Raw genomic sequence first — 24,176 nt, forward strand, 5'->3', positions numbered from 1 at the left:
TTTTTCAAGAAGAAGTACAAATTTTATTACGGCTAAACCGTAATTATTCCTATCTTTGAGTTACATAAGTAGGTTGATGCCTTCGGGTAATCGATCAAATTTGGGGCGAAAAGCTGTCATTTATGGCAGCTTTTCTATTTTCTAGCTGGCGAGGGTCAGAAAAAACGCCATCCTCACTAAAAAAACAGCGGCTCTGACTAAAAATATGACACGAAAAAGATAACTTTCAGTAGCTTAACGCCAGTTACATCAGCTATGTCACTTAAAATCCTAATTGTAGAAGACGAACCTTTAATCGCCGTTACCATAGAGACGGCATTAGAGAAACAAGGCTATCAGGTGATCGGAGATGCAGATAGTTTTGAATCGGCTGTGGAATTATTAGGACAAAAGCAGGCAGACTTGGTGCTATTAGACATTCAACTAGAAGGCGACCAAGACGGAATAGAACTGGCAAGAGAGCTAGACAAACGCACAATTCCCTATTTGTTTCTCACTTCTCAGACCGATCCAAACACCATAGACCGCATTAAGGAGGTCCGCCCACTAGGTTTTATTGCCAAACCTTTTACCGAAGCAGGTTTACGCTCTAATATTGAACTGGCCTGGCATAAGTTGAAAACGCAAGTGACGCCTCCCCCACTTATTATTCGTGTGAATGGTAGAACCCACAAAATCGAAAAATCCGACATTAAATACCTAAAGGCTTACGACAACTACTGCTATTTGGTGACCAAGGCGCAGACCTATTTGCTGCCGCACACTTTAAAAAAACAAATGCAAGGACTTACAGACGACCGCTTTGTACGTATCCACCGTTCTTATGTGGTGAACATAGATCAGGTTACAGCAGTAAATAAAGATAGCGTAATGCTTGGCGACGAAGATCTGCCCATGAGCGCCAAGAACAGATCTGAAGTTGAATCCTTGATAAGCGCCCGATAATGATGAAGCTAACCCCCAACCTTAGAATATTCCTGTTTGGCTTTACAAGCTTTCTATTGACTGTTTCTACTGCGGATGCACAAGCACCGGATCCTAATGACCTGGCTCGAAAAATTGACAGTGTGCTTGCTTTGGATGAAGAGCTAGTCCTGCAAGCTGCTTATGATTTGACGCGCTCTTATATTCGCGCCGAAGACCCGTTAGCGGTTCACCGCATGTTCGATTCCATTACCGATGCACCAGCCATAGAACTGAGCTCCAATTTGAATTTCGCTCCTTTTTATTTGCGTAAAGGCGACACCAAAAACTCATTGGCTTTGCGAAAGCGAAGCTTGGAATTGGCAGAAATGGTAGAAAATGACCCCAAGATCTTTGACGCCCTTATGTCGCTATCTAGTCATTATATCAATGTAGCCAAGGCAGACTCCGCAGCACTTTACACCAACCGAGCAGAAGCCGTATTGGTGAGAAACAAAGACCGTTTTTACGATTCCTACGAGATGGTTTATCGCATGCGTGCAGATATTGCCCATATTTTGGGGAACTACAAACAGCAAGGCGAATATTTGGAAAAGGCCTGGGAGGTTATTGCCGATAACCCCAATCATCCCAGACGGGGTTTTTTGTTGTTTCTTATAACGGACTTCTTTCGGCAAACAGATGATTTAGATAAGCTGGCTTATTTCACCGAAGAACTTTCTGCTTATTACAAAGAGAAGACCATCAATACTCCAGACTTTCACTTGCCAATAGACCAAATACTCTTGGGCGACTATTCTGATAAAGCGGTAGCCAATCTGGAGCGCATAGTTCGAAAATCTGACAGTCTTAATAATTTCAATGCGTTATCGGTCTGTACCATTGCCTTGTCTAGGGCTTATTTGAAAAACGGAGAGCCGGAAAAGGCAATTCCCTATTTGAAAAACGCTATTAAGCGACTTAAAGATGCCAATTATCTGTACAGCAATACTGGAGAGCGGCAAATGTTGCGTGAGATCTATTTGGCCACAGACAATTACAAGGGAGCTTATGAAATTCTGATGGATCAGAAGATCATGGAGGACAGCCTCAGAAACTCGGAAATTCTTAGCAAAATTGCCGACTACGAGGTCAAATACCAGACGCAACAAAAAGAACTGGAGTTGCAGCAAACAGCGGCCAACAAAAAAATTCTCACTTCCTTGTTGTGGGCGGGCGGCATTGTCTTGCTCTTGGTCTTGTATTTCTTGTATAAGAACCGACAAAAAAATAAGAAACTCGCCAAGCAGAAACAACTACTTGAAACCACGCTAGACGAGAAAAATGTACTACTAAAAGAAATACATCATCGGGTAAAGAACAGTTTTCAGATCGTGTCTTCGCTCTTGTATTTGCAGTCGGAAAGCATTGACGATAAAGAAGCACAATTGGCCATTAAGGAAGCGCAAAACAGAGTGCGCTCTATGGTTCTCATCCATCAGAAACTCTACAATAAAGATCAGCTGGTTGGTATAAATACCAAGGAATACTTTGAAGATCTCACGCGAGATATTTTCGAGTCCCATCAGTTTTCCAATAAGCCCATCCGATATGCAACAGACATAAAACCTATGGTCCTGGACATTGAGACCATAACTCCTATAGGGCTAATACTCAACGAACTGATCACAAACGTGCTAAAACACGCCTTTCCAGAAGTAGATGATCAGAGTGAAATGCAGTTGCGTTTCGACAAAAAGGGAGATGCCCTAGTCTTAGAACTTCAAGACAATGGTCAGGGTATGCCAGAAGAAGTTGCAGAGAGCTCCTTTGGTATTAAACTGATGAAAGCACTTTCCAAAAAACTTAAAGCGGATCTCACTTTCAAACCCGGCCCTAAACAAGGCACTTTAGCGAGCCTGGAGATCACCAAATTTAACCTCCTGGGCTAGTTCACTAAAAAATTAGCCGCCTTCACTAAAATTTATTGGCTAAGCTATTCAGCTAGATTACTTTAGAGACAACAAAAGGACATCCCCACCTTTTTTTGCCCAACCCCTTACCTACATTATGCTGCGGCAGAAACTCAAAACACAACCGCATGAAAAGATTATCACTCCTCCTGATTTTTGGCCTGATAGGTTTTAATGTCTCTGCTCAAGTTGGAATTAACAATATTTCACCCAATGCCAGTTTGGATATTGCCGCCAGTAATCAAGCCTCCCCGGCCAGCAATGACGGTCTATTGATTCCACGCATTGATGCTTTTCCGGCTACAGATCCAACTGCAGCCCAACACGGCATGATGGTTTATTTGACAACTACGGATGCGGGCAACCCACCCGGATTTTACTTTTGGAATCAGGCAACCACTTCTTGGGATTCTATTACGGGTAACGGTGCGGAGCAGATCAACGAATTGACAGATGGAATTAGCGATGGCACTTCACTGTTTCTAGGCGCAAACTCTGGCCAAAATGATGATGGAGGCAACTCTAATGTCGGGGTCGGACTCTTTAGCCTTTCTAACAACACTTCTGGAGATTCAAATACCGCAGTAGGATCACTCGCCATGATCAATAACACCACAGGTTTTGGCAATACAGCTGTAGGGAGACAGTCACTTCCTTCTAACACTACCGGAAACGACAACACCATGATAGGTTTCCAAGCCGGTTTGAGCAACACAACCGGATTTCAAAATACAGCCGTTGGTGCTGCTGCCTTAGACGCAAACACTACAGGATACGACAATACAGCTATAGGATATAGTGTAATGGGCTCCAACAGCACAGGACGACTTAACACTGCCATCGGCACCAGTGCTTTGCTAAGCAATTCAGAAGGCTTTGAAAATACGGCTGTAGGTGTTGGAGCTTTGAGAAACAATACCACGGGAGACTACAACATTGCTTTAGGCTCCGGAGCACTGTCTGGAGCTGTAAGTAGTTCATACAATATTGGAATTGGACGTAATACCATGAGCAACATTTTTTCAAACCCCGCTGCCCAATACAATGTGGCTTTAGGAGATGTTGCCTTGAGCAGTCTCACTTCGGGATCTCGAAATATAGCCATCGGAGGGTCTGCACTGACTACTTTAAGCTCGGGTATTGGAAATGTTGGGATCGGTATGGAAACTATGACCACTGCAACAACAGCCCAATACAATACTGCTGTGGGTTTCAATGCCGGTCGCAATGTTTTAGATGGAGATTTCAATGTGTTTATGGGCTACCAAAGTGGAGAAAACAATACTCGCGGAAGTGACAATGTGTTTTTGGGTGCAAACACAGGATTTAACAATACAACAGGCAACAATAACGTCTTTATCGGTTACAATACTGGCTATTTTGAAACCGGATCTAACAAATTATACATTGACAATTCCAATTCCACCACACCTCTGATCTGGGGAGATTTTAACGTCAACGTCTTGCGCGTAAACGGAGCATTCCAGGTTGGGAATCCTACGGGTACAGGTTATGAGTTTCCAGCAACTGATGGCGCCCTAGGTGAGGTTTTACGAACAGATGGAGCAGGAAATATCAGTTGGGGAAATATAGCAGATGATGCCGATTGGTATCAGGAAGGAACTACATCAGCTCCAAGCAGCTCATCCGACGATATCTTTACCGACGGAAATGTAGGAATCGGCACCTCTACGGTGAACTATCCGCTGGATATCGATGCGACCAGCACAAGAACCATCGATCTAGAAAATACGGGTAATGGTTTTATTTACGGCCTCTATAACAGGATAAACGAGGCGGCACCTAGCGCATCGGTAACTAACACCTACGGAATTTTAAATTCCATAACCAGGACCAATCAAGGTGCGATCTCGGGAGTGTCTAACTCATTCTCAAATTCTGTTTCGACTGCCTCCTTTGGGTATTTATTTGGCGTGGACAACTCTTTCGGAACCTCAACTTCTTCTTTAAGCATTGGGTTCTTTAACAGGTTTCAAGGAACCACAACAACCGCCGTTGGAATGCGCAACCTCGTAGCTGGTAGTTTCACTGACTTCTATGGCGTGCAGAATTACAACCTTACGGGAGGACATAATGGAACCTTCTATGGCCTGTACAATTTTTTTGGGGCTTCTGGTGGAAACGGTACGCGTTATGGCGCTTTTACAGAGTTCTTTGACACCGGAATTGGCAACAAATATGGCTATTATGTAGATATAGCAGATTCTGCTGGAGGCACTCACTACGGAATTTACAGTTCTGCATTGAAAAGTGGTAGCTACGCAGGATATTTTCTAGGAGACGTGGCCATAGGCACAACAACAGCCAACAATTATACATTCCCTGCAAGCCGAGGAACAAACGGTCAGGTCATGGTAACAGATGCTGCAGGAAATCTGAGCTGGTCCACCTTAAGCGGTCTTGAGAGCACCACGGCCAGCAATGGGATCACAGAAACCGGCGACGATGTTCGTTTGGGTGGCGCATTGAATCAGAACACTACTATTACCACTGGAATCAACAATCTTATTTTTAACCTAAGTGCAACAGGTTATTTTGAAGTACAAGATGCCGGCACATCCAAGTTCCGAATTAGCAATACAGGAAATACGCGTTTGGGTGGATCGCTGCAAGTGAATCAGACCAACGTTACCGGGACGCGCCTTATAGAATTGACCAGTGCAGGCTCCACAGGTTTGATCAACGCCTATGCTGCCGGAATCAATACGGTTCAAATCGCTGGAACAGGCGATAGTTATATCAACGGAGGTTCATTTGGCTTAGGCATAACCAACCCTCAAGAACAATTGGACGTGGTAGATAACACCGCTGGATATGTAGGTGACTTTTACAACGAAAGTACTGACTCTACCGCCGATGGGATTTCTGTTCGATTAGCCGCTAGTTCGCCCAATGCCTCCGCCTATTATATTGGATTTTTCAGAGGTAGCGGGGCCACGGTCTCAGGGCGTATTTCTGGCACGGCAGCCGGTACAGGGATTCAGGTGGTAACTTCTTCGGATGCGCGACTTAAAACCAATTTAGAAGAGGTCACTGATGCCTTGTCCATGATACAGGAGATCAACCCTAAATGGTATGAATTTAAGACCAATCTTGGCCAAAGAGAATTAGGGTTTATTGCTCAAGAAGTAAAAACAGTATTACCGCAAATAGTAACTGGAGAAGAAGACAGCGACCCTAGGGTGGATCCTATGATGGTAGACTACGCTAGGATCACTCCACTACTTACTGCAGGTATTAAAGAATTGCATGCCAAAGTGAATGCCCTCGAAGCCGAGAACGAAGCCTTAAAGGCCCAATTGGCTGCATTTCGCGCGTTGGAAGCACGCATTAGCGCACTTGAACAAAGTGGCGACTCCCCCAAGAATGTAGCGGCCAACGAATAATAATCGATAGTGCTTCATTGTACTATTGTGTTTTGAGAAGAAAAGCCGCCGTGGGGAGCGGCTTTTTTTACAGGGTTTATCCTGTTTTTTAATACGATCATCGATTTTATTGTTTAACCGTAAGTTGCTTAGTAAGAATACTCGTATTATTGTAGAACCAACTGTTTCAAGCAGTTGCACCCCCGCAATCATCAGTTCTCCTTACTTCGGTTACGGTAACACAACCTAAAACCAACAGCATGAAGAAGCTCATTAGTTTGGCATTGCTATGCCTTATAGCGACTGCCGTTCACGCACAAGTAGGAATTAACAACATTGCACCCAACGCTAGTCTCGACATAACGGCTACGGATCAAACCAATCCGGCAAATACAGATGGAATCTTGATCCCTCGGATCGATCAGTTCCCATCGGTAAATCCTGGCGCAGCCCAAAACGGAATGCTCGTTTATTTGACCACCACAGTAGGAACCAATCCTCCAGGGTTTTATTATTGGAACAACGGCACTACCTCTTGGGACAGCATTGGTGGCGGAGCAGAACAGATCAATGAACTAAGCGATGGGATTTATGACGGAACTTCTGTCTTTCTCGGAAATAGCTCTGGAACTAATGATGACGGGGGTAATTTAAACGCTGCAGTTGGTAGACTCGCTATGGCCGCCAATACAAGCGGGGTACATAACTCCGCTCTCGGACAACAAGCTCTTACCGCAAATACAACCGGAAACTTTAACACCGCTATTGGATATCAATCACTTTTTGCCAATACCGTTGGTAATTCGAATACTGCTGTAGGTCGATTGGCCCTAAGAGCAAATTCCACTGGAGGGAATAATGCCGCTTTTGGAGAGCAATCCTTATTAAGTAATACTACGGCCAGTTTCAATTCGGCATTTGGATATTACGCCTTACGTGCAAATAGCACTGGGGCTCAAAACGCTGCCTTTGGGTATAACTCCTTGGCGCTTAACAGTACAGCTAGTGGCAACTCTGCCTTTGGTGCCTTTGCTTTATATCGCAACACCACGGGTATTTACAACACGGCTGTTGGAAATAATGCCATGTCTAACACCAACACCGGCTCATACAATACTGCGGTTGGAAATTCCGCTTTAGGAGGAGTTACTTTGACCGGCGATAGAAACACTGCTATAGGTTCGGGGAGTATGTCTGGAGTGAGTTCAGCAACAGACAATGTAGCTCTAGGATACAACGCCATGAATGCTAATCAAAGTGGAGTGTATAATATCGCAATAGGCTCGTCAGCCTTAACCGGCCTAGCTAGAGCTTCGTATAATATTGCAATTGGACGAAACACCTTAGCTACAGTATCTACCTCGACGGCGCCTGTGTATAATATTGCAGTCGGAGACGGTGCATTAAATAGAATAACATCAGGAAGCTATAACATTGGTGTTGGAAATAACAGCTTAGATGCTGCCACTAGTGGTAGACAAAATACAGCTACCGGTGCTTTTTCATTGACCTCCTTAACAACAGGAATCAACAACACTGCATACGGTTATGGCAGTGGCTCGTCTTTACTTACTGGTTCAAGAAACACCTACATTGGCCATAGTGCTGGCCTAAATAGCTCCAATGGTTTAAATAACACTTATATAGGAGCATCTGCCGGACAAAATGCAAATGGTACGGGCAATGTTTTTATAGGCTATCAGGCCGGGCTCACTGAAACCGGATCTAATAGACTGATTATCGATAACGTAAGCACCACTTCTCCTTTGATCTGGGGAGATTTCGCAACCAATGACTTTAGAATCAACGGTGGACTACAAGTGGGTAATCCTGGTACAACAGGATATGAATTCCCTGCTTTTGACGGCGCCGCAAATCAAGTCTTACAGACCAACGGAACTGGAACGCTCAGCTGGGGAACTGTCTCCGGAGAATGGACAGACGGTGGTGCCTATCTTTATCCTGCAGATGGGACTACTGAGAATATTTTAATTGGAACAACTGTGGGAGGAAACTACAAATTAGGGGTGAGCGGAACTCTGAACAGTGTTTCTATTGGTCCTACTGTCAATTCCGATATCATAGATGTCACTACTGGATTAGATTCTGGAGACGGGCTAGATATCAATATGACAAGTTCTTACAACTTAAGTTCTCGTTCTGCACTAGCTGCATTCTTGACCTATGGAAATGTAGGTGCCGATGTGGCCCGTTTTGAAACTGGCAGTGGTAATCTTTATGGTTTACGAACTACCATAGGTAGTGATTTTTCAGGAACAGAATACGGGGTCTATTCACAAGTGCTGACTTCTAATGGTCATGCCGGTTACTTTTTAGGAGATCTGACGGTAGGAACCACGACAGTAAACACCTATACATTCCCTGCTTTTAGAGGCAGCGCCGGACAAATTATGCAGACCGATGGTGTTGGTAATGTCAGTTGGGTTAGCGGTACTAGCTTAGTTAGCCCAACCAACGGATTATCTAACATCAGCTCCTCAATTGGCCTAGGCGGGACCCTGACGCAAACCACAACTTTGAACCACAGTTTTTATGATCTTACACACAACCTTACCTCTAGCGGAGATTTTGCAATTACAGGTAGTGGGATACGATTTTTTGAGGCTAACACAAGTAGAGTCATAAATATAGGTGGTAATACTTACTGGCGAAGTGGGTCAACTACTGGAGGAATTGTTGGCCGCATGTATAATTCAGGCTCGATTGGTGTATTTGATCTTTATAATGGTGGTATTAGAACTCGAATCACCTCTAGTGGCAGTTCTTATTTCAATGGAGGTAATGTTGGGATAGGAACTTTTGGACCAAATGAAATCTTGGACGTAGAAGGTGTCGATACGACTGGTTTTATTGCTGAGATAAACAATACAAGCAATACTACAGGAGCAGATGCCTTAGCAATCCGATTAGGAACAAGCCTACCCACTACCGGAAATTTCTATGTTGGATTCTACAGCTCCGGGTCAACAATAAGAGGAAGCATTTCAGGCAATAGTGTTGGAGGTGTATCTTTCAATACTACTTCTGACGCTCGTCTTAAAACCAACTTTAAGCAAGTAGACGGCGCATTGGAAATGATCTCAAGGATAAATCCGCAGTGGTATGAATACAAAAGCAATTTAGGGCAGGTTGAAATGGGCTTTTTAGCGCAACAGCTTCAAAAGGTATACCCTAACGCCGTAACTGGCAGTCCAGACAGTGATCCTGAAACGGCGCCAATGATGGTAGACTATGCTAAGATAACTCCACTGCTCACAGCTGGAATTCAAGAACTGCAGCAAAAGGTAAATACGCTAGAAGACAATGTCGCAGATCTGGAGGCCGAAAATGCTGCTTTAAAAGCAACAGTTGCCAAGTACGAAGCTTTGGAAGCACGTATCGCCGCTTTAGAAGGCAACAAATCCGCAGCAACTCAAGATATCGTTGCACAGAACGAGGAGTAATCTCACCATTCGACTCCTCGGTCATCGCAATGAAAAGCCGCTCAGTCTTGAGCGGCTTTTTTTATTGATCGCAGTTTTAAAACTAGTAGAATCGTTCATAACTTTTAAAAGGACTCCGCCGCTGTTTTTGTACCTTTAAACGCAACAACGAACCACAATTATGTCCGATTCCAAAAGACTGTTTTTAGTCGACGCTTACGCCCTGATCTTTAGGGGATATTACGCTTTTATCAAAAATCCAAGAGTGAATTCCAAAGGCGAGAACACCTCTGCCATTATGGGTTTTATGAATTCCCTCTTAGACGTAATTAAACGCGAGCGCCCGGATCATTTGGCGGTTTGTTTTGACAAAGGAGGTAGCGATGTCCGTAACGAGATGTTCTCTGACTACAAAGCCAATCGCGATGAAACTCCGGAACCCATTCTTTTTGCTGTACCCTACATTTACCGCATTTTGGAGGCTATGCATATTCCGATCATGGTCAAAGAAGGCTATGAGGCCGATGACGTGATCGGGACACTAGCCAAAAAGGCCGAAAAAGAAGGCTATCAGACCTTTATGGTTACTCCAGACAAGGATTTTGCGCAATTAGTAAGCGATAATATATTTATGTATCGTCCGGTTTTTGGAGGCGGATATGAGACTTGGGGCGTCGAAGAGGTGAAGGCCAAATTTGAGGTCGATGATCCGTTGCAGGTCATTGATTATTTGGGAATGATGGGAGATAGCGCAGACAATATTCCGGGCTTACCGGGAGTTGGTGACAAGACTGCCAAGAAATTCATCAAGGAGTTTGGTTCTATGGAAGGTCTTTTGGCCAATACCGATCAGCTTAAAGGCAAAATGAAAGAGAAGGTCGAGGGTGCAAAAGAACTCGGTCTTATGTCTAAAGAATTGGCTAAAATCCTATTGGATGTCCCCGTAGAATTCGATGCGGAGGATTTTGAGCTTTCAGAACCCGATATAGAGGCGGTAAAAGCCATTTTTGAAGAATTGGAATTCAGACGTCTGATAGACAACTTTTTAAAGACCTTTAACCAAGAAGCTGCCGCAACCAATACCGCAGAAACACCAAAAGCAGCTGCACCAAAAACAAATAAAACAGCTGGTGCTGGGCAATTCTCCTTATTTGATGCCCAAGGTGATGCCCCCGAGACAGCAACTTCAAGCTCTAGCAGACAGACTGCCGCGGTGGCCGATCATTTTTACCAAAGCGTAGACACCGAATTAGGTATCAAATTATTGATCGACAAACTACTCAAACAAAGCAGTGTTTGTTTTGATACCGAGACCACAGGCTTGGACTCGTTAGTGGCCGAACTGGTCGGAATTGCCTTTTCTTGGGAAGTAGGAAAAGGCTACTATGTACCCTTCCCTGCCGACCAAGCCGAATGCCAAGTGCTCTTGGAGCAATTCCGTCCCTTCTTTGAATCCGAAGCCATAGAAAAGGTCGGGCAAAACTTAAAGTACGATATCAAGGTACTGGCTAAATACAACATGCCCGTAAAAGGACCACTTTTTGACACCATGTTGGCACATTACCTGATCAATCCGGACATGCGCCACAATATGGACGTACTGGCTGAAACCTATCTGAACTATACGCCCATTAAGATCGAGGAGCTCATTGGCAAAAAAGGAAAGAACCAGCGCTCTATGCGCGATGTTCCGCTGGACAAGCAAACCCAGTACGCCGTAGAAGATGCTGACATTACCTTACAGCTCAAGCAACATTTTGCACAAGAGCTGCAAGAGGCCAATACTCAGAAATTATTTGAAGAGATAGAAATTCCGCTTTTGCGGGTATTGGCTGCCATGGAGCTTGAAGGAATCAACCTCAACAAAGATTTCTTGGGAGAGCTCTCCGGAGCCTTAGATACGGATATCAAGAAATTAGAGGCCGATATTTACGAGGCGGCTGGAGAGGAGTTCAACATTGCCTCACCACGTCAGTTGGGAGACATCTTATTCGGAAAGTTGCAATTGGTGGACAAGCCTAAAAAGACCAAGACTGGCCAGTACTCTACTGCAGAAGATGTACTCTCTTATTTGGCAAAGGACCATAAGATCATCCGCGATGTTTTAAGCTACCGCGGACTCAGCAAACTCAAAAGTACTTATGTAGATGCGCTACCGCTGCAGGTCTCTGAGGTGAGCGGGCGCGTGCATACGGATTATATGCAAACAGTCGCGGCCACAGGCAGACTGAGTAGCAATAATCCGAACCTGCAGAACATTCCTATTCGCACCGAACGCGGGCGCGAGGTTAGAAAAGCCTTTGTGCCTCGAGATGAAGAGCATGTGCTACTCGCAGCAGATTACTCGCAAATTGAGTTACGCATTATTGCTGCTTTGAGCGAAGAGGACAATATGATCGATGCCTTTAACAAAGGCGAAGACATTCACACCTCGACTGCGGCCAAAGTATTCGGGGTGGACCCTAGCGAGGTGACGCGAGAACAACGCTCCAATGCCAAAACGGTGAACTTTGGGATCATTTATGGCGTATCTGCCTTTGGTCTGAGTAACCAAACCGACCTGAATAGAACGGAAGCTAAAGAACTCATAGAAACTTATTACAAGACCTACCCAAAGCTTCGTGACTATATGGGAGCACAGGTAGATTTTGCTAGAGACAATGGCTATGTGCAAACGGTTTTAGGGCGGCGTCGTTATTTAAAGGATATCAACAGTCGCAATGCCGTGGTTCGTGGTGCTGCGGAGCGCAACGCAGTGAACGCACCTATTCAAGGTAGTGCTGCAGACATCATTAAGATCGCTATGATCGAGATCTACAAAGAACTTGAAGCTGGAGATTACCGCACTAAAATGCTCTTGCAAGTTCACGATGAATTGGTATTCGATGTCTACAAGCCAGAGCTGGAGCAGGTCAGCGCAATGATCCGTTCAAAAATGGAGTCTGCCTATAAACTAGCTGTACCGTTGGTAGTGGATATGGGTCTCGGCCAAAACTGGCTCGAAGCCCACTAATTTTTAAAGTACAAAGCGATAGGTTGCCTTGATCAAGAAGGTATTCTGCGGACGTTGCTGCAAGAGTTGATTGTCAATGATGGTATTGAAATCGTTGCTAGGATCACCCAACCCAGTGATGCCTTGCGACCAGACCAAAAAGATCTCAGAGCCGGGAATATACTCCCAACGCAACACCAAATTCGATCTGAACTGTACAAAAGCAAAGTCTGGATTCCCGAAAGCGTAATCGGTGTTTCCGTCGCGGTCCTCATCTACTGAATAAAGTCCATCTGCAAAAGAGATCTGATTGTCGTCGTACCAAGTAACGCGTTCGTTGAGATCTACTGCAGTGGCGTCATTCACATAATTGAAATTGGTAAAACTCGCCTTGAAAATAAAAGGTTGTCCGTAATACTGTATCGTTAAGTTTGGATTGATGTTATAATTGACACGCAAAGTAGTACTGAGTGATTCGTTATCGATCTCTCCTAAGATATACCTCGGCGTTTGCCCAAATAGTGTTTCTGACACGTATTGGGTCTTATTGGGATTCTTCTCGTATTCTACATCCAAAGAAGCACTTAAGGAATTTATTGGCTGATACCGCAGTCTCAACACATAGCGTCTGAACTGGAAGTTGTTCTGATTCGCATCCGAATGTACATAACCAAGCGTACCGCTGAGGCGCTTGCGCTGATCGGTCCCAGAGAAAAGAAAGAAGAAATTCTCCTGACTGAATCGCCAACGCGGCCCACCGCGCAAGAAGGTATTGGTAAAGATCCGCGGTTTATGTGCTCCTCCTACCTCTGTCCACCAGTTGTTCTTCCAATTGATAAAACCGTTCACCTCGTATTGAATGCGGTTGTAATTGCCTTCAAAATCATAAGACGTAAACTGATTGAAACCTAGATTGGCCTGTCTGAACCAGGATGTTGGCTTGTTCCAGAACCTGCGCACATTGGCATATTGACGTATGTCATCTGCCTGGCGCAAAAACCCAATATCGTTAAGTTCCAACTCTGGAGAACGCCAGTTACCTCCAAAATTATAGCGCCAGTCACCGCTTTGTCTTCCGATCTCAAAGCGACCCGAAGTTCCCGTTAAACTCGTGCGATTAGGATCAACCTCCACATGATCTGCATCCACCCTTTGGAACAGGTGAGTCAAAGAGGTCTGTGTGCGGGCAATTGCTTCTGCGCTTCCTCGAACAGAGCTGAGGACGGTGCTACCTTCTACATAATATTTTCTGTCCTTCCAATTGTGTTTAAAATCGATCCCTCCGGAATAGGCGTGAGAATGCAGGAAATTCAGTCGGTCTTCCATATTTCTGTGCGTGGCGGTAAAGATTCCTCCTATATAAGAATTCCGATCATTGAAGTCTTTTTGAACACGACTCACAAAATAGTTGGTCAGAGGCTCAACCACCTCTTCTCTTGCCTCTCCCAGCTCTTCTATACTGGCCAATACATCTTGGTCGTCGCTGAGCTGAATGTCTGCCACCGCTTTGGCAGTTACACTTTCTAAAACCCCCACAGCCCAACCGTCTTTGGTCTTTCCACTGAATTTAGCCGCCCCGAGTATGGTCGAGTTGATCGGGACATCTGCAAATTCCCCACGAGCTCCACTAGCCGTAGTGAATCCCTGCGGACTTCGTCCAATTCTACGCGAAAAGAATACGTTGTCGGCGCCTCCTCCCAAACGGAAATCAAAAACATTCTTGTTCTCAACAAAGAAAGGACGACGCTCTTGAAAAAAGATCTCAAAACCGTCTAAGGCAATGGCACCAGGATCTGCATCAACTTGACCAAAGTCCGGGTTAATGGTTAGATCTAAAGTAAGATCATTGGTGATCCCTATCTTGGAATCCAAACCGCCGGTGAACTTAGTGTCTTCTCCCGTGCGGAACGGGTTACCCTGTTGCGGTTCGTAAGTATCTAATTGCGCCAAGGTATACGGCTGGATCTCCAATTGTTTTTGTGGCTGCAGCCCGATAAGCCCTCGTAATTCGCCAAACTCACTTACCCATCCTGGCGGATTTGCCGGTAAAGGCTGCCACAAGGAACGCTCTTCATTATTAAAGTAACGCCGGGTTGATTGCAAACCCCAAACTTGTTCGTAGTCATTTCCAAAACGCAATTGACTCAGCGGAATTCTAATCTCTGCTGTCCAACCTTCGTCGTCTACATTGACATCGGTATACCAGATCGGGTTCCAACTGTCGTCAAAATTGCCGTTCTCAGAAATGAACTCATCGCCCTTAACGCCGCTGGCTGAGATCGTAAAACTAAAACCTGTCCTGTCGTCTCCGAAGCTGTCTAAATTGATCTCTACCCAATCCCCCGGGAAATCATCACGACGCCCCATACGACGCTCAATGGTCGATGGATCTTCTTGATAACACCTAAAGGCCACATATAAATTCTTCTGATCGTATACGATCTTCATTTTGGTCTGTTCGCTCGGAGGGGTACCTACATCGGGCTGAAACTCTACGTAATCTGTGGTCCATTCAACCAAATCCCAAGCCGCATCGTCTATAAGACCGTCTATCTTAGGTGGAGTTGTGTCGCCTATGGAAGTAGTGGTATAGGAGCGTTTAGCGTAAATAGAATCTTGCGCAAAAAGCGCACTTGTGGACACAAAAAATAGTGCCGCGGTTAGTGAAAGGGTACGCAACATTGTCAGTTAGTTTGACTAAAGGACACCGATTGTTTCGGAACGTGACAGTTTTTAAGATTATTTTAATAGAAGTTTAACACCGAACCGTCCTTGTAGAGGCCTCTGCATTTTAAGTCTTCACCGCTTGTTATTCAAATAAATAATAGTACATTTGCACCCCGATTTTGTCCAAATAAGGAATGTTTAATACAAAAAATTAAAAGGGTGGATACATTAAGTTATAAAACAGCATCTGCTAACAAAAACACTGTAAACAAAGAGTGGTTGCACGTTGATGCTGAAGGACAGACGTTAGGTCGTTTGGCTTCTGAAGTTGCAAAATTGCTACGAGGAAAGCACAAGCCTAGCTACACCCCTCACGTGGATTGTGGTGACAACGTGATCATCACCAATGCCGAAAAGGTAGTACTTACTGGAAACAAATGGGCCGATAAAACGTATATCCGTCATACGGGTTATCCAGGTGGACAGCGTTCACTTACTGCTCAAGAGTTGAAAGAAAAGAATCCTGCAGGTGTTGTTGAGAAAGCTGTAAAAGGCATGCTCCCAAAAAACAAACTAGGTGCTGAATTGTTCAGAAACCTTAAAGTTTACGCCGGAGCAGAACACGGACAGGAAGCACAAAAACCAAAAACAATTAATCTTAACGAAAAGTAATGGAAGTTATTCACAAGATTGGTAGAAGAAAGACTGCCGTTGCTCGCGTTTATGTTTCAGAAGGAAAAGGAAACATCACTGTAAACAAGCGTTCATTGAATGAATACTTTACTACAGACGCACTACGTTACAAAGTGAACCAACCGTTCATGTTGACTGACAACGAAGGAAACTACGATGTTAACGTTAACGTATACGGAGGTGGAATCACCGGACAAGCAGAAGCTGTTCGTTTGGCGATCTCAAGAGCTTTGTGCGAAGTAAACGAGGAGTACCGTGCAAACCTTAAACCAGAAGGCTTGTTGACTAGAGATCCAAGAATGGTAGAGCGCAAGAAATTCGGACAGAAGAAAGCGCGTAAGAAATTCCAGTTCTCTAAACGTTAATTGGCCGCACTTGCCTCAAGCGGCAAGTGCCAACCGTTCATTTATTATTGAAAAGCTGTTATTTCTGCCTTTAGGTAGAAAGTTAGTTTAGCATCTAAACCACCCCATAGGGTGCGTTGCTATCTAGACAGAACGTAAACTAAAACAAAATGGCAAAGAAAATCGAAGTAAAAGAATTACTCGACGCCGGGGTGCACTTTGGGCACCTCACTCGTAAATGGAATCCAAACATGGCTCCTTATATCTATATGGAGCGCAACGGAATCCACATCATCAACCTGTACAAGACTGCTGCTAAAATTGAAGAAGCTAACGAGGCGCTTAAAAAGATCGCCGCTAGCGGACGCAAGATCCTTTTTGTTGCTACTAAGAAGCAAGCAAAAGACATCGTTGCAGACAAAGCAAGCAAAGCAAACATGCCGTACATCACCGAGCGTTGGCCTGGTGGAATGTTGACCAACTTTGTAACCATCCGTAAGGCGGTTAAGAAAATGTCAGCTATCGATCGCATGAAGCAAGACGGTACTTTCGACTCTCTTTCTAAGAAGGAGAAATTGCAAGTAGACCGATTGCGTGCTAAGTTGGAAAAGAACTTAGGTTCTATCTCTGACATGAGCCGTTTGCCAGGTGCTTTGTTCATCGTGGACACGACTCGTGAGCACATTGCAGTTAAAGAGGCACAAAAATTGAACATTCCGATCTTCGCTATGGTAGATACCAACAGCGACCCTCGCGAAGTTGATTATGTGATTCCATCTAACGACGATGCTTCTAAGAGTATTGACAAGATCGTTTCTCAGGTTTCTGATGCGATCATCGAAGGTTTGGAAGAGCGTAAAGCCTCTAAAGAAGGAGAAGCTAAAGCAGCTCCAAAAGCAGCTAAAGCTGCCAAAAAAGAAGAAGAATAAATTTAGTTTGAGCGGCCAAACCGTTCAAGTTACAACACTTAAAACAGAAAAAAATGGCAAATATCACAGCCGCAGATGTAAACAAATTGCGTAAAGCAACTGGAGCGGGGATGATGGACTGTAAAAAAGCTTTGGTCGAGGCCGATGGTGACTTCGACAAGGCTATCGAGATCCTTCGTAAGAAAGGTCAAAAAGTTGCTGCAAAGCGCGCTGACCGTGATTCTAGCGAAGGAGCTGTTATCGCAAAGGTAAACGAAGGTGCTTCTAAAGGAGTTATCGTTTCCCTAAACTGTGAAACTGACTTCGTTGCTAAGAACGATTCTTTCGTTTCTTTGGCACACGATCTAGCTGAATTGGCACTAGCAAGCAGCTCTAAAGAAGAGTTCTTGGCTGCCGATTTTAACGGGATCTCTGTTCAGGATAAACTGACTGAGCAAACTGGTGTTATTGGTGAGAAGATCGAGATCGGTGACTTCCGTGTATTGGAAGCTCCTTTCGTAGGTTCTTACATCCACGCCGGAAACAAGATCGCTGTTTTGACTGGACTTTCTGCCGATGTAGACGGTGCTGCAGAAGTAGCAAAAGATGTTGCTATGCAAGCCGCTGCAATGAATCCAGTTGCATTGAACGAAGAAGGTGTAGACCAAGCGACTATCGAAAAAGAGATCGAGATCGCTAAAGATCAATTGCGTCAAGAAGGAAAGCCAGAAGAGATGTTAGACAACATCGCTAAAGGAAAACTTAAGCGTTTCTTTAAAGACAACACTTTGGTAAACCAAGCTTTCATTAAAGACAACAAGCAGAGTGTTTCTCAATACGTTAAAACTATTGGAGACGTGAACGTTGTTGCTTTTGAGCGCGTTGCTCTTGGATAAGCATCCAATGATATAAATAAAAAACCCGCTTCGACTGAAGCGGGTTTTTTTATGCTTGTATTTTGACTTTTACAAATCAGTGCGTGTAATGGTCAAGGAACCTATTGCCGGTGTTAAACCGCCAGAGGTTCCAATAGGTGGTGTATTCACTACAGAAATCACACCCTGCGGACTTGTCGGGTTATCTGGAGATGTATAAGTGTCTCCACTATCGGTCCCCGCGTCCAGTACAGAAAGGGTCAAGGTCTCTTCGCTCACCAAAGCATCACTTGGTAAAACAATAGAGAACCCATCGATACCCGTAAACCAATCCGGACTTGGATTCATAGATACCACAAAACTGATTGAGGTCTTTTCTGGATCAACAGTAACATTAACGGATTGCGCTCCTGTTGGTCCTGAGCCAGCTGCAGAAGCTGTCACAAAGAAATCCACGCTATCTTCCGTTCCCTGACTGCTCAGGTCGGTAATAAGGTCACTGCTGTCTCCAGTCTCTGCGTATGCCTGTAAACCGGCACTGGCTTGCTGACCCAACCTAAATACATTTTTGCCGGGAGCATGAACTGCTACAACCATTGCAGAAAAACCAGCATTGGCCGGATAATCTGTAGGGAATTGATCTTCAGTCCAATTGGGAGTAAAGGTAACCCGATATGTGGCTGTAACCGGATTATCGCCTTGTCCTCCTCCGTCGTCAGTGTTGTTGTTGTCGTCGCTCGAACAGCCTGTCAATACTAGGGCTGCCACAAGCGCAAGAGATAGAAACTTTTGCATAATTTATTTTTTCTAAAGATAGTATTTTTTAAATGGAACCTATCACTGGAACGTTGTTCCCGATAAAAAATTACTTTTTCTGACTATATTTGCACAAACCCGCGCTAAGGCATGAAATACAAGAGAATTTTACTGAAATTATCCGGAGAAGCCCTGATGGGAAAACGCCAATATGGTATCGATCCGGAGCGTTTGGACGACTACGCCAGAGAGATCAAAAAGATCATAGATCAGGGTGTTCAAGTGGCCATAGTAATTGGTGGCGGGAACATATTTAGGGGTGTTGCAGGAGCCTCTCGCGGTATGGACCGCGTGCAAGGTGACCATATGGGAATGTTGGCAACTGTTATAAACGGACTCGCCCTGCAAAGTGCCCTAGAGGACAACCAGGTTCCGACCCGTTTGCAAAGTGCCATTAAGATCAATGAGGTTGCCGAGCCTTTTATCCGCAGAAAAGCGATTCGCCATTTAGAAAAAGGACGTGTGGTTATCTTTGGAGGTGGTACAGGAAATCCTTATTTCACTACCGATTCCGCAGCAGTTTTGCGCGCCATAGAGATCGGCGCCGATGTGATCCTTAAAGGAACCCGAGTTGATGGAATCTATACTAGCGATCCGGAAAAAGACTCCGATGCGACGAAATTTGACTATATTTCATTTGACGACGTTATAAAGAAGGGGCTAAAAGTAATGGACACTACAGCTTTTACCTTAAGTCAGGAAAACGAGCTTCCTATCATTGTCTTTGACATGAATACGCAAGGTAACTTGGGGAAAGTAGTCAGCGGAGAGAACATAGGAACCAAGGTTAATATTTAACGAATTTTTGGCCTGATTTTTGACTTGCCCACTATAAATTTGGATTTATGGATGAAGAAATAGACTTTATTATTGATGCGGCCAAAGAAGGCATGCAGAAATCTATCGACCACCTTAAAAAGAAGCTGATCAACATTCGCGCTGGAAAGGCTTCTCCTTCTATGGTAGGGAGTGTCATGGTTGAGTATTACGGAACTCCGACTCCATTGAGTCAGGTTGCCAATGTGAATACTCCAGACGGTATGACCATTTCTATTCAGCCTTGGGAAAAGGCCTTGATCCCAGAAATTGAAAAAGGGATACAAATGGCCAATTTGGGTTTTAATCCAATGAACAATGGCGAGAGTGTGATCATTAACGTACCACCACTCACAGAAGAGCGCCGTAGAGAACTAGCCAAACAAGCGCGTTCTGAGGCCGAAGAGGCTAAGATCGGTGTGCGCAACGAACGTAAGTCTGCCAATAATGAGCTTAAAGGACTTGATATCTCCGAAGACCTGAAAAAGAATCTGGAGATCGATATTCAGGAAATGACCGATAAGCACATTACTCAGATCGATGCTATTTTGAGCACCAAGGAAAAAGAAATAATGACGGTGTAAGCCCTCGTCAATTCAGGCCCGCAAGGGCCTTTTTTAGTTACCCTATTGCAAAAGTCTGTTGCGTTTATACTGCTTTTTCTCCTGACCAGCTCTCTGGCCCTAGCGCAGCGTCCTGTTGTGACAACGCAAGACAGTATCCCAGAAAAACCGCCTTCGGTATTTAAATCGGGCTTCTACCCTCTCTCCTTCTTCGATTTCGATCTGCGTTATCTGATCAAGTACAACAACTATGAAGGTATCCGATTAGGAATGGGTGGAACCACCAACGATCGCCTATTTGAAAGTCTAAAATTCGGAGGTTATTTTGCCCGCGGATTCAAGGATCAGGCGTGGAAGTACAGTTTTGGAGGCAGCATTAGACTGGCAAAAGAACCCAAGTCCTGGCTCAGCCTAACCTATATAGACGACATTGCGGAACTGGGTAGTTTCTTTTACTTGACCGACGCTCGGGTGTACAATGTTTTTGAACCGCGCTTGGTAAATATTTCGCAGTTCTATAAGCACCGAACTTGGACTACAAACTATCAGCAGCAACTCACCCCAAAGATCTTAGCCGAGTTCAAACTCTCTCGCAGCAACATCACCCAAATAGAAGACTACCAATTTGAAATTGGCAACGAGATCTTTTCCAATTACGTCATTGCAGAGGCAACGGCTTCTTTTCGCTTTAGCCCAAAGACGAATTTCTTTCTGAGTGAAGATGGCGAGATCGAGTATTTCGACGGATTTCCAAAGATCACCGCTCAAGTTTCCCAAGGTTTGAGGAGTTTTTTCGACGGCGATTTCGAATACATCAAACTCGGTCTTAAACTGGATTATTACATTAAAAGAACTGACCTATCAAGCACAAATATACTTTTGGAAGGTAAATTGGGTATAGGTGATATTCCGCTCACGCATCTTTTTCACGCCTTTCCGAACAGCCCCACCAAGGATCGAATTTTACAACGCTTTTCTGTAGCCGGACGTCAGAGTTTTGAAACCATGTATTTTGGTGAGTTCTTCTCTGACAAGTTGGTTTCCCTGCAGTTGCGGCACGCCTTAAGACGTTTTTATTTCTCAGATCGAATAAAACCAGAGCTTGTCTTTATAAGTCGTCACGCTTTGGGTTCACTGGTCCAACGCGAAAGACATCTCGGTTTGGACTTCAACACCCTAGAGCATGGTTATAATGAACTCGGCATGGAACTCAACAAGATCTTCGCAGGATTTGGACTGAGTTTTGCCTATCGATACGGTGCCTACCACTTGCCGGAATTTGAAGATAACATTTCCTTTAAGTTCACCTTCTACCTTAGTATTTAATTAACCCGACAAAAGCCCTGCTTTGGCCTTTAATTTAGTACCTTTGCGCGCATTGTAAATCGTAGCAGTGGATAAACTTTTCAGTATCGGATTTTGGAGTGCAGTTGCCCGATTCATTTTGAGGAATCGCCTCTTAATGTTGGTGGTCATTGCAGGACTTACCGTTTTCTTCGCCCTACAGTGGAAACACATGCGATTTACCTATACCGAGGCCAATCTACTACCAGACAAGCACGAGGTAAATATAGCCTACAACAGTTTTCTGGAAACCTTTGGAGAAGAGGGGAACCTTATCGTAATAGGTGTTAAAGACACTGCGATCTTTACCCCTGAGAACTTTTTGGCTTGGGATGCCCTCTCTAAAAAAATAGGGCAATATCCAGAGATCGATCTTACCCTCTCTGTTGGAGATTTACGCGTACTGAACAAAAACGACAAAGAGCAACGCTTTGACCTGGAGCCTTTTATTACAGATTCTGTCCCAACAGCAGAACAGTTGGCTTGGTATAAATACAGATTGTTCGAAAAGCTCCCTTTTTATAAAGGTTTGCTCTACAGCCCTAACAAGCAATCTATTCGAACCGGGATCTATTTAAAGAAAGAACTGGTCAATACCCCGGCCCGAAGAGACTTTATTATCAAGAATCTTATCCCAGAGATCGAAGCCTTTGAGAATACTTACGGCATAGATGTCTATACCTCGGGGATGCCCTATATCAGAACGCTGAACTCTCAGAACATCATAGACGAGATCGGCTTGTTCATTGGGGCGGCACTTTTGGTGACTTCGCTGATCTTTTTCTTTTTCTTCAGATCATTTAGAGCCACTTTTATCTCTATGATCACTGTGATCATTGGGGTGATGTGGGCCTTTGGAATTCTCGGGCTCTTGCATTACGAAATCACAGTGCTTACAGCACTGATTCCCCCGCTGATAATCGTTATCGGTATCCCGAATTGTATCTTTCTGATAAATAAATATCAGCAGGAAATAAAATCTCACGGAAACCAAGCCAAGTCCTTGCAACGCGTTATCACCAAAGTTGGGAACGCCACGTTAATGACCAACGTGACCACAGCCTCTGGATTTGCCACTTTTATACTCACCAAAAGTCAACTGCTCAAGGAATTTGGTACGGTAGCCTCTATTTGTATCATCGCCATTTTTATACTCTGTTTGTGTATTATTCCGATCGTGTACAGCTATATGGCCATTCCGAAGTACAAGCACCTAAAACACCTGAACAAACGCTGGATAGGCAGTTTTGTCTCTTGGATGGAAAACATGGTGAAGCATCACCGGGTTGCCATTTACGCGGTTTCGGTGATCTTATTGGCGGCGAGTATCATTGGAATTTACAAAATTGAGATATCGGGCAGTATCATAGAAGATATGCCTAAAAGCGCAGCCTTCTTTAAGGACATCCGCTTTTACGAGAAAGAATACGAGGGCTTGATGCCTTTGGAGATCCTTATCGATACCCAACGCAAGGAAGGGGTAATGAAATTGGCGACCATAAAACGTATGGACAAGCTCCATACAGTGATCGAAGACATACCGGAATTCTCTAATCCGATCTCTGTGGTGAATTTGGTGAAGTATTCCAAACAGGCGTATTACAATAACAACCCGGAGTTTTACCAGCTGCCCAATTCGCAAGAACGGACCTTTATACTTTCGTTTGCGAAAAACTCTGCGGATGGCACCGATCTTATGAAGAGCTATGTGGACAGTACTGGTCAATACGCTCGTATTACCACTTTTATCAAGGACACGCCTACAGATCGCATGAACGAAATAGAAGACGATCTGTTAGAAGAGATAGAAAAGATATTTCCGAAAGAACGCTACAGCGTTACCCTTACCGGAAAGGCCTTAGTGTTTCAAAAAGGAACCAGCTATTTGGTCCGCAACCTGATCATCTCCTTATCTCTTGCCATTTTGCTAATTGCGATCTTTATGGCTTGGATGTTCAGAAGCGTAAAAATGATCTTGGTGTCTCTACTGCCTAACCTATTGCCCCTATTAGTCACCGCGGGCATGATGGGCTTTATTGGGATTCCAATTAAACCTTCCACTATTTTGGTGTTTAGTATTGCCTTTGGTATTTCTGTGGATGATACCATTCACTTTCTTGCCAAATACAGGCAGGAACTCATCGCCAAGAAATGGAAGATCTCCAAATCGGTCTATGCTGCATTGCGGGAAACTGGGGTGAGTATGTTCTACACCTCCATTGTACTGTTCTTTGGATTCTCGGTGTTTATGATCTCGAGTTTTGGAGGTACTGTGGCCTTGGGCGGATTGGTTTCTGCCACCCTGCTCTTTGCCATGCTGTCAAACCTAATGCTACTCCCCTCTTTGCTACTTTCTTTGGAACGCAGTATAGCCAACCAAGAAACCATGCGAAAACCATCCTTGAGAATCATCTTGGATAAAGAAGAAATAGAATCCCTAAAGGATAAGTAAA

15 protein-coding genes are annotated in these 24,176 nt (G+C 44.4%); 13 read left to right on the top strand and 2 right to left on the bottom strand.

Features of this window, described 5'->3' with window-relative positions; all coding sequences use genetic code 11:
- Positions 1-255 precede the first annotated feature (255 nt).
- The 5 genes from BTO09_RS04135 to polA all read left to right on the top strand — a co-directional run bounded on the left by BTO09_RS04135 (position 256) and on the right by polA (position 12,718).
- A complete protein-coding gene (locus tag BTO09_RS04135) occupies positions 256-945 on the top strand; it encodes a LytTR family DNA-binding domain-containing protein (RefSeq protein ID WP_087523483.1) in 690 nt (229 codons plus the stop codon).
- Positions 945-2,855, top strand: a complete 1,911-nt coding sequence (locus BTO09_RS04140) for a histidine kinase dimerization/phosphoacceptor domain -containing protein (RefSeq protein ID WP_087523485.1) — start codon at positions 945-947, stop codon at positions 2,853-2,855. The genes BTO09_RS04135 and BTO09_RS04140 overlap by 1 nt, the downstream gene beginning before the upstream one ends.
- 149 nt (positions 2,856-3,004) lie before the next feature.
- On the top strand, positions 3,005-6,283 hold the full coding sequence (locus tag BTO09_RS04145) for a tail fiber domain-containing protein (protein ID WP_087523487.1): 3,279 nt from the start codon (positions 3,005-3,007) through the stop codon (positions 6,281-6,283).
- A 239-nt stretch (positions 6,284-6,522) separates the two neighbouring features.
- The gene (locus BTO09_RS04150) at positions 6,523-9,726 is read left to right on the top strand and encodes a tail fiber domain-containing protein (RefSeq protein ID WP_087523489.1); all 3,204 of its coding nucleotides are present in this window, start codon (positions 6,523-6,525) and stop codon (positions 9,724-9,726) included.
- Positions 9,727-9,886: 160 nt separating this feature from the next.
- The gene (gene polA, locus BTO09_RS04155) at positions 9,887-12,718 is read left to right on the top strand and encodes a DNA polymerase I (RefSeq protein ID WP_087523491.1); all 2,832 of its coding nucleotides are present in this window, start codon (positions 9,887-9,889) and stop codon (positions 12,716-12,718) included.
- A gap of 3 nt (positions 12,719-12,721) precedes the next feature.
- Here polA and BTO09_RS04160 read toward each other — a convergent pair whose 3' ends face one another.
- Positions 12,722-15,379: a DUF5916 domain-containing protein gene (locus BTO09_RS04160; protein WP_087523492.1), complete on the bottom strand. Its 2,658-nt coding sequence runs from the start codon at positions 15,377-15,379 to the stop codon at positions 12,722-12,724.
- A 204-nt stretch (positions 15,380-15,583) separates the two neighbouring features.
- On the opposite strand from BTO09_RS04160, the gene rplM reads away from it, so the two are divergent.
- The 4 genes from rplM (at position 15,584) to tsf (ending at position 18,205) form a co-directional block, all read left to right on the top strand.
- A complete protein-coding gene (gene rplM, locus BTO09_RS04165; RefSeq protein ID WP_087523494.1) occupies positions 15,584-16,036 on the top strand; it encodes a 50S ribosomal protein L13 in 453 nt (150 codons plus the stop codon).
- Complete coding sequence (gene rpsI, locus BTO09_RS04170; RefSeq protein ID WP_087523496.1) at positions 16,036-16,422, top strand: 30S ribosomal protein S9; 387 nt, start codon at positions 16,036-16,038, stop codon at positions 16,420-16,422. The genes rplM and rpsI overlap by 1 nt, the downstream gene beginning before the upstream one ends.
- Before the next feature lie 149 nt (positions 16,423-16,571).
- Positions 16,572-17,330, top strand: coding sequence for a 30S ribosomal protein S2 (gene rpsB / locus BTO09_RS04175; protein WP_087523498.1), 759 nt, complete (start codon positions 16,572-16,574; stop codon positions 17,328-17,330).
- Positions 17,331-17,383: 53 nt separating this feature from the next.
- On the top strand, positions 17,384-18,205 hold the full coding sequence (gene tsf / locus BTO09_RS04180) for a translation elongation factor Ts (RefSeq protein ID WP_087523501.1): 822 nt from the start codon (positions 17,384-17,386) through the stop codon (positions 18,203-18,205).
- Between the two features lie 69 nt (positions 18,206-18,274).
- On the opposite strand, the gene BTO09_RS04185 is transcribed toward tsf, so the two are convergent.
- Complete coding sequence (locus BTO09_RS04185) at positions 18,275-18,979, bottom strand: spondin domain-containing protein (protein WP_087523502.1); 705 nt, start codon at positions 18,977-18,979, stop codon at positions 18,275-18,277.
- Between the two features lie 111 nt (positions 18,980-19,090).
- On the opposite strand from BTO09_RS04185, the gene pyrH reads away from it, so the two are divergent.
- From pyrH to BTO09_RS04205, 4 genes are all read left to right on the top strand, one after another.
- Positions 19,091-19,798, top strand: coding sequence for a UMP kinase (pyrH, locus tag BTO09_RS04190; RefSeq protein ID WP_087523503.1), 708 nt, complete (start codon positions 19,091-19,093; stop codon positions 19,796-19,798).
- A gap of 47 nt (positions 19,799-19,845) precedes the next feature.
- The gene (gene frr / locus BTO09_RS04195; protein WP_087523505.1) at positions 19,846-20,400 is read left to right on the top strand and encodes a ribosome recycling factor; all 555 of its coding nucleotides are present in this window, start codon (positions 19,846-19,848) and stop codon (positions 20,398-20,400) included.
- Between the two features lie 45 nt (positions 20,401-20,445).
- Positions 20,446-21,705 (top strand): hypothetical protein, encoded by a 1,260-nt coding sequence (locus BTO09_RS04200; protein ID WP_087523508.1) that lies wholly within the window; start codon positions 20,446-20,448, stop codon positions 21,703-21,705.
- Positions 21,706-21,772: 67 nt separating this feature from the next.
- On the top strand, positions 21,773-24,175 hold the full coding sequence (locus BTO09_RS04205) for an RND family transporter (protein ID WP_087523509.1): 2,403 nt from the start codon (positions 21,773-21,775) through the stop codon (positions 24,173-24,175).
- Position 24,176 lies beyond the last annotated feature (1 nt).

This window comes from Gilvibacter sp. SZ-19, from assembly GCF_002163875.1.
In the GTDB taxonomy this organism is placed as follows: Bacteria; Bacteroidota; Bacteroidia; order Flavobacteriales; family Flavobacteriaceae; genus Gilvibacter.

Excerpts from the sequence above, each read along its gene's own strand:
- BTO09_RS04145 (WP_087523487.1), top strand. The coding sequence starts at position 3,005 with ATGAAAAGATTATCACTCCTCCTGATTTTTGGCCTGATAGGTTTTAAT.
- frr (WP_087523505.1), top strand. The coding sequence starts at position 19,846 with ATGGATGAAGAAATAGACTTTATTATTGATGCGGCCAAAGAAGGCATG.
- BTO09_RS04150 (WP_087523489.1), top strand. The coding sequence starts at position 6,523 with ATGAAGAAGCTCATTAGTTTGGCATTGCTATGCCTTATAGCGACTGCC.
- polA (WP_087523491.1), top strand. The coding sequence starts at position 9,887 with ATGTCCGATTCCAAAAGACTGTTTTTAGTCGACGCTTACGCCCTGATC.
- pyrH (WP_087523503.1), top strand. The coding sequence starts at position 19,091 with ATGAAATACAAGAGAATTTTACTGAAATTATCCGGAGAAGCCCTGATG.
- BTO09_RS04140 (WP_087523485.1), top strand. The coding sequence starts at position 945 with ATGATGAAGCTAACCCCCAACCTTAGAATATTCCTGTTTGGCTTTACA.
- rpsI (WP_087523496.1), top strand. The coding sequence starts at position 16,036 with ATGGAAGTTATTCACAAGATTGGTAGAAGAAAGACTGCCGTTGCTCGC.
- BTO09_RS04185 (WP_087523502.1), bottom strand. The coding sequence starts at position 18,979 with ATGCAAAAGTTTCTATCTCTTGCGCTTGTGGCAGCCCTAGTATTGACA.
- rpsB (WP_087523498.1), top strand. The coding sequence starts at position 16,572 with ATGGCAAAGAAAATCGAAGTAAAAGAATTACTCGACGCCGGGGTGCAC.
- BTO09_RS04160 (WP_087523492.1), bottom strand. The coding sequence starts at position 15,379 with ATGTTGCGTACCCTTTCACTAACCGCGGCACTATTTTTTGTGTCCACA.
- tsf (WP_087523501.1), top strand. The coding sequence starts at position 17,384 with ATGGCAAATATCACAGCCGCAGATGTAAACAAATTGCGTAAAGCAACT.
- BTO09_RS04135 (WP_087523483.1), top strand. The coding sequence starts at position 256 with ATGTCACTTAAAATCCTAATTGTAGAAGACGAACCTTTAATCGCCGTT.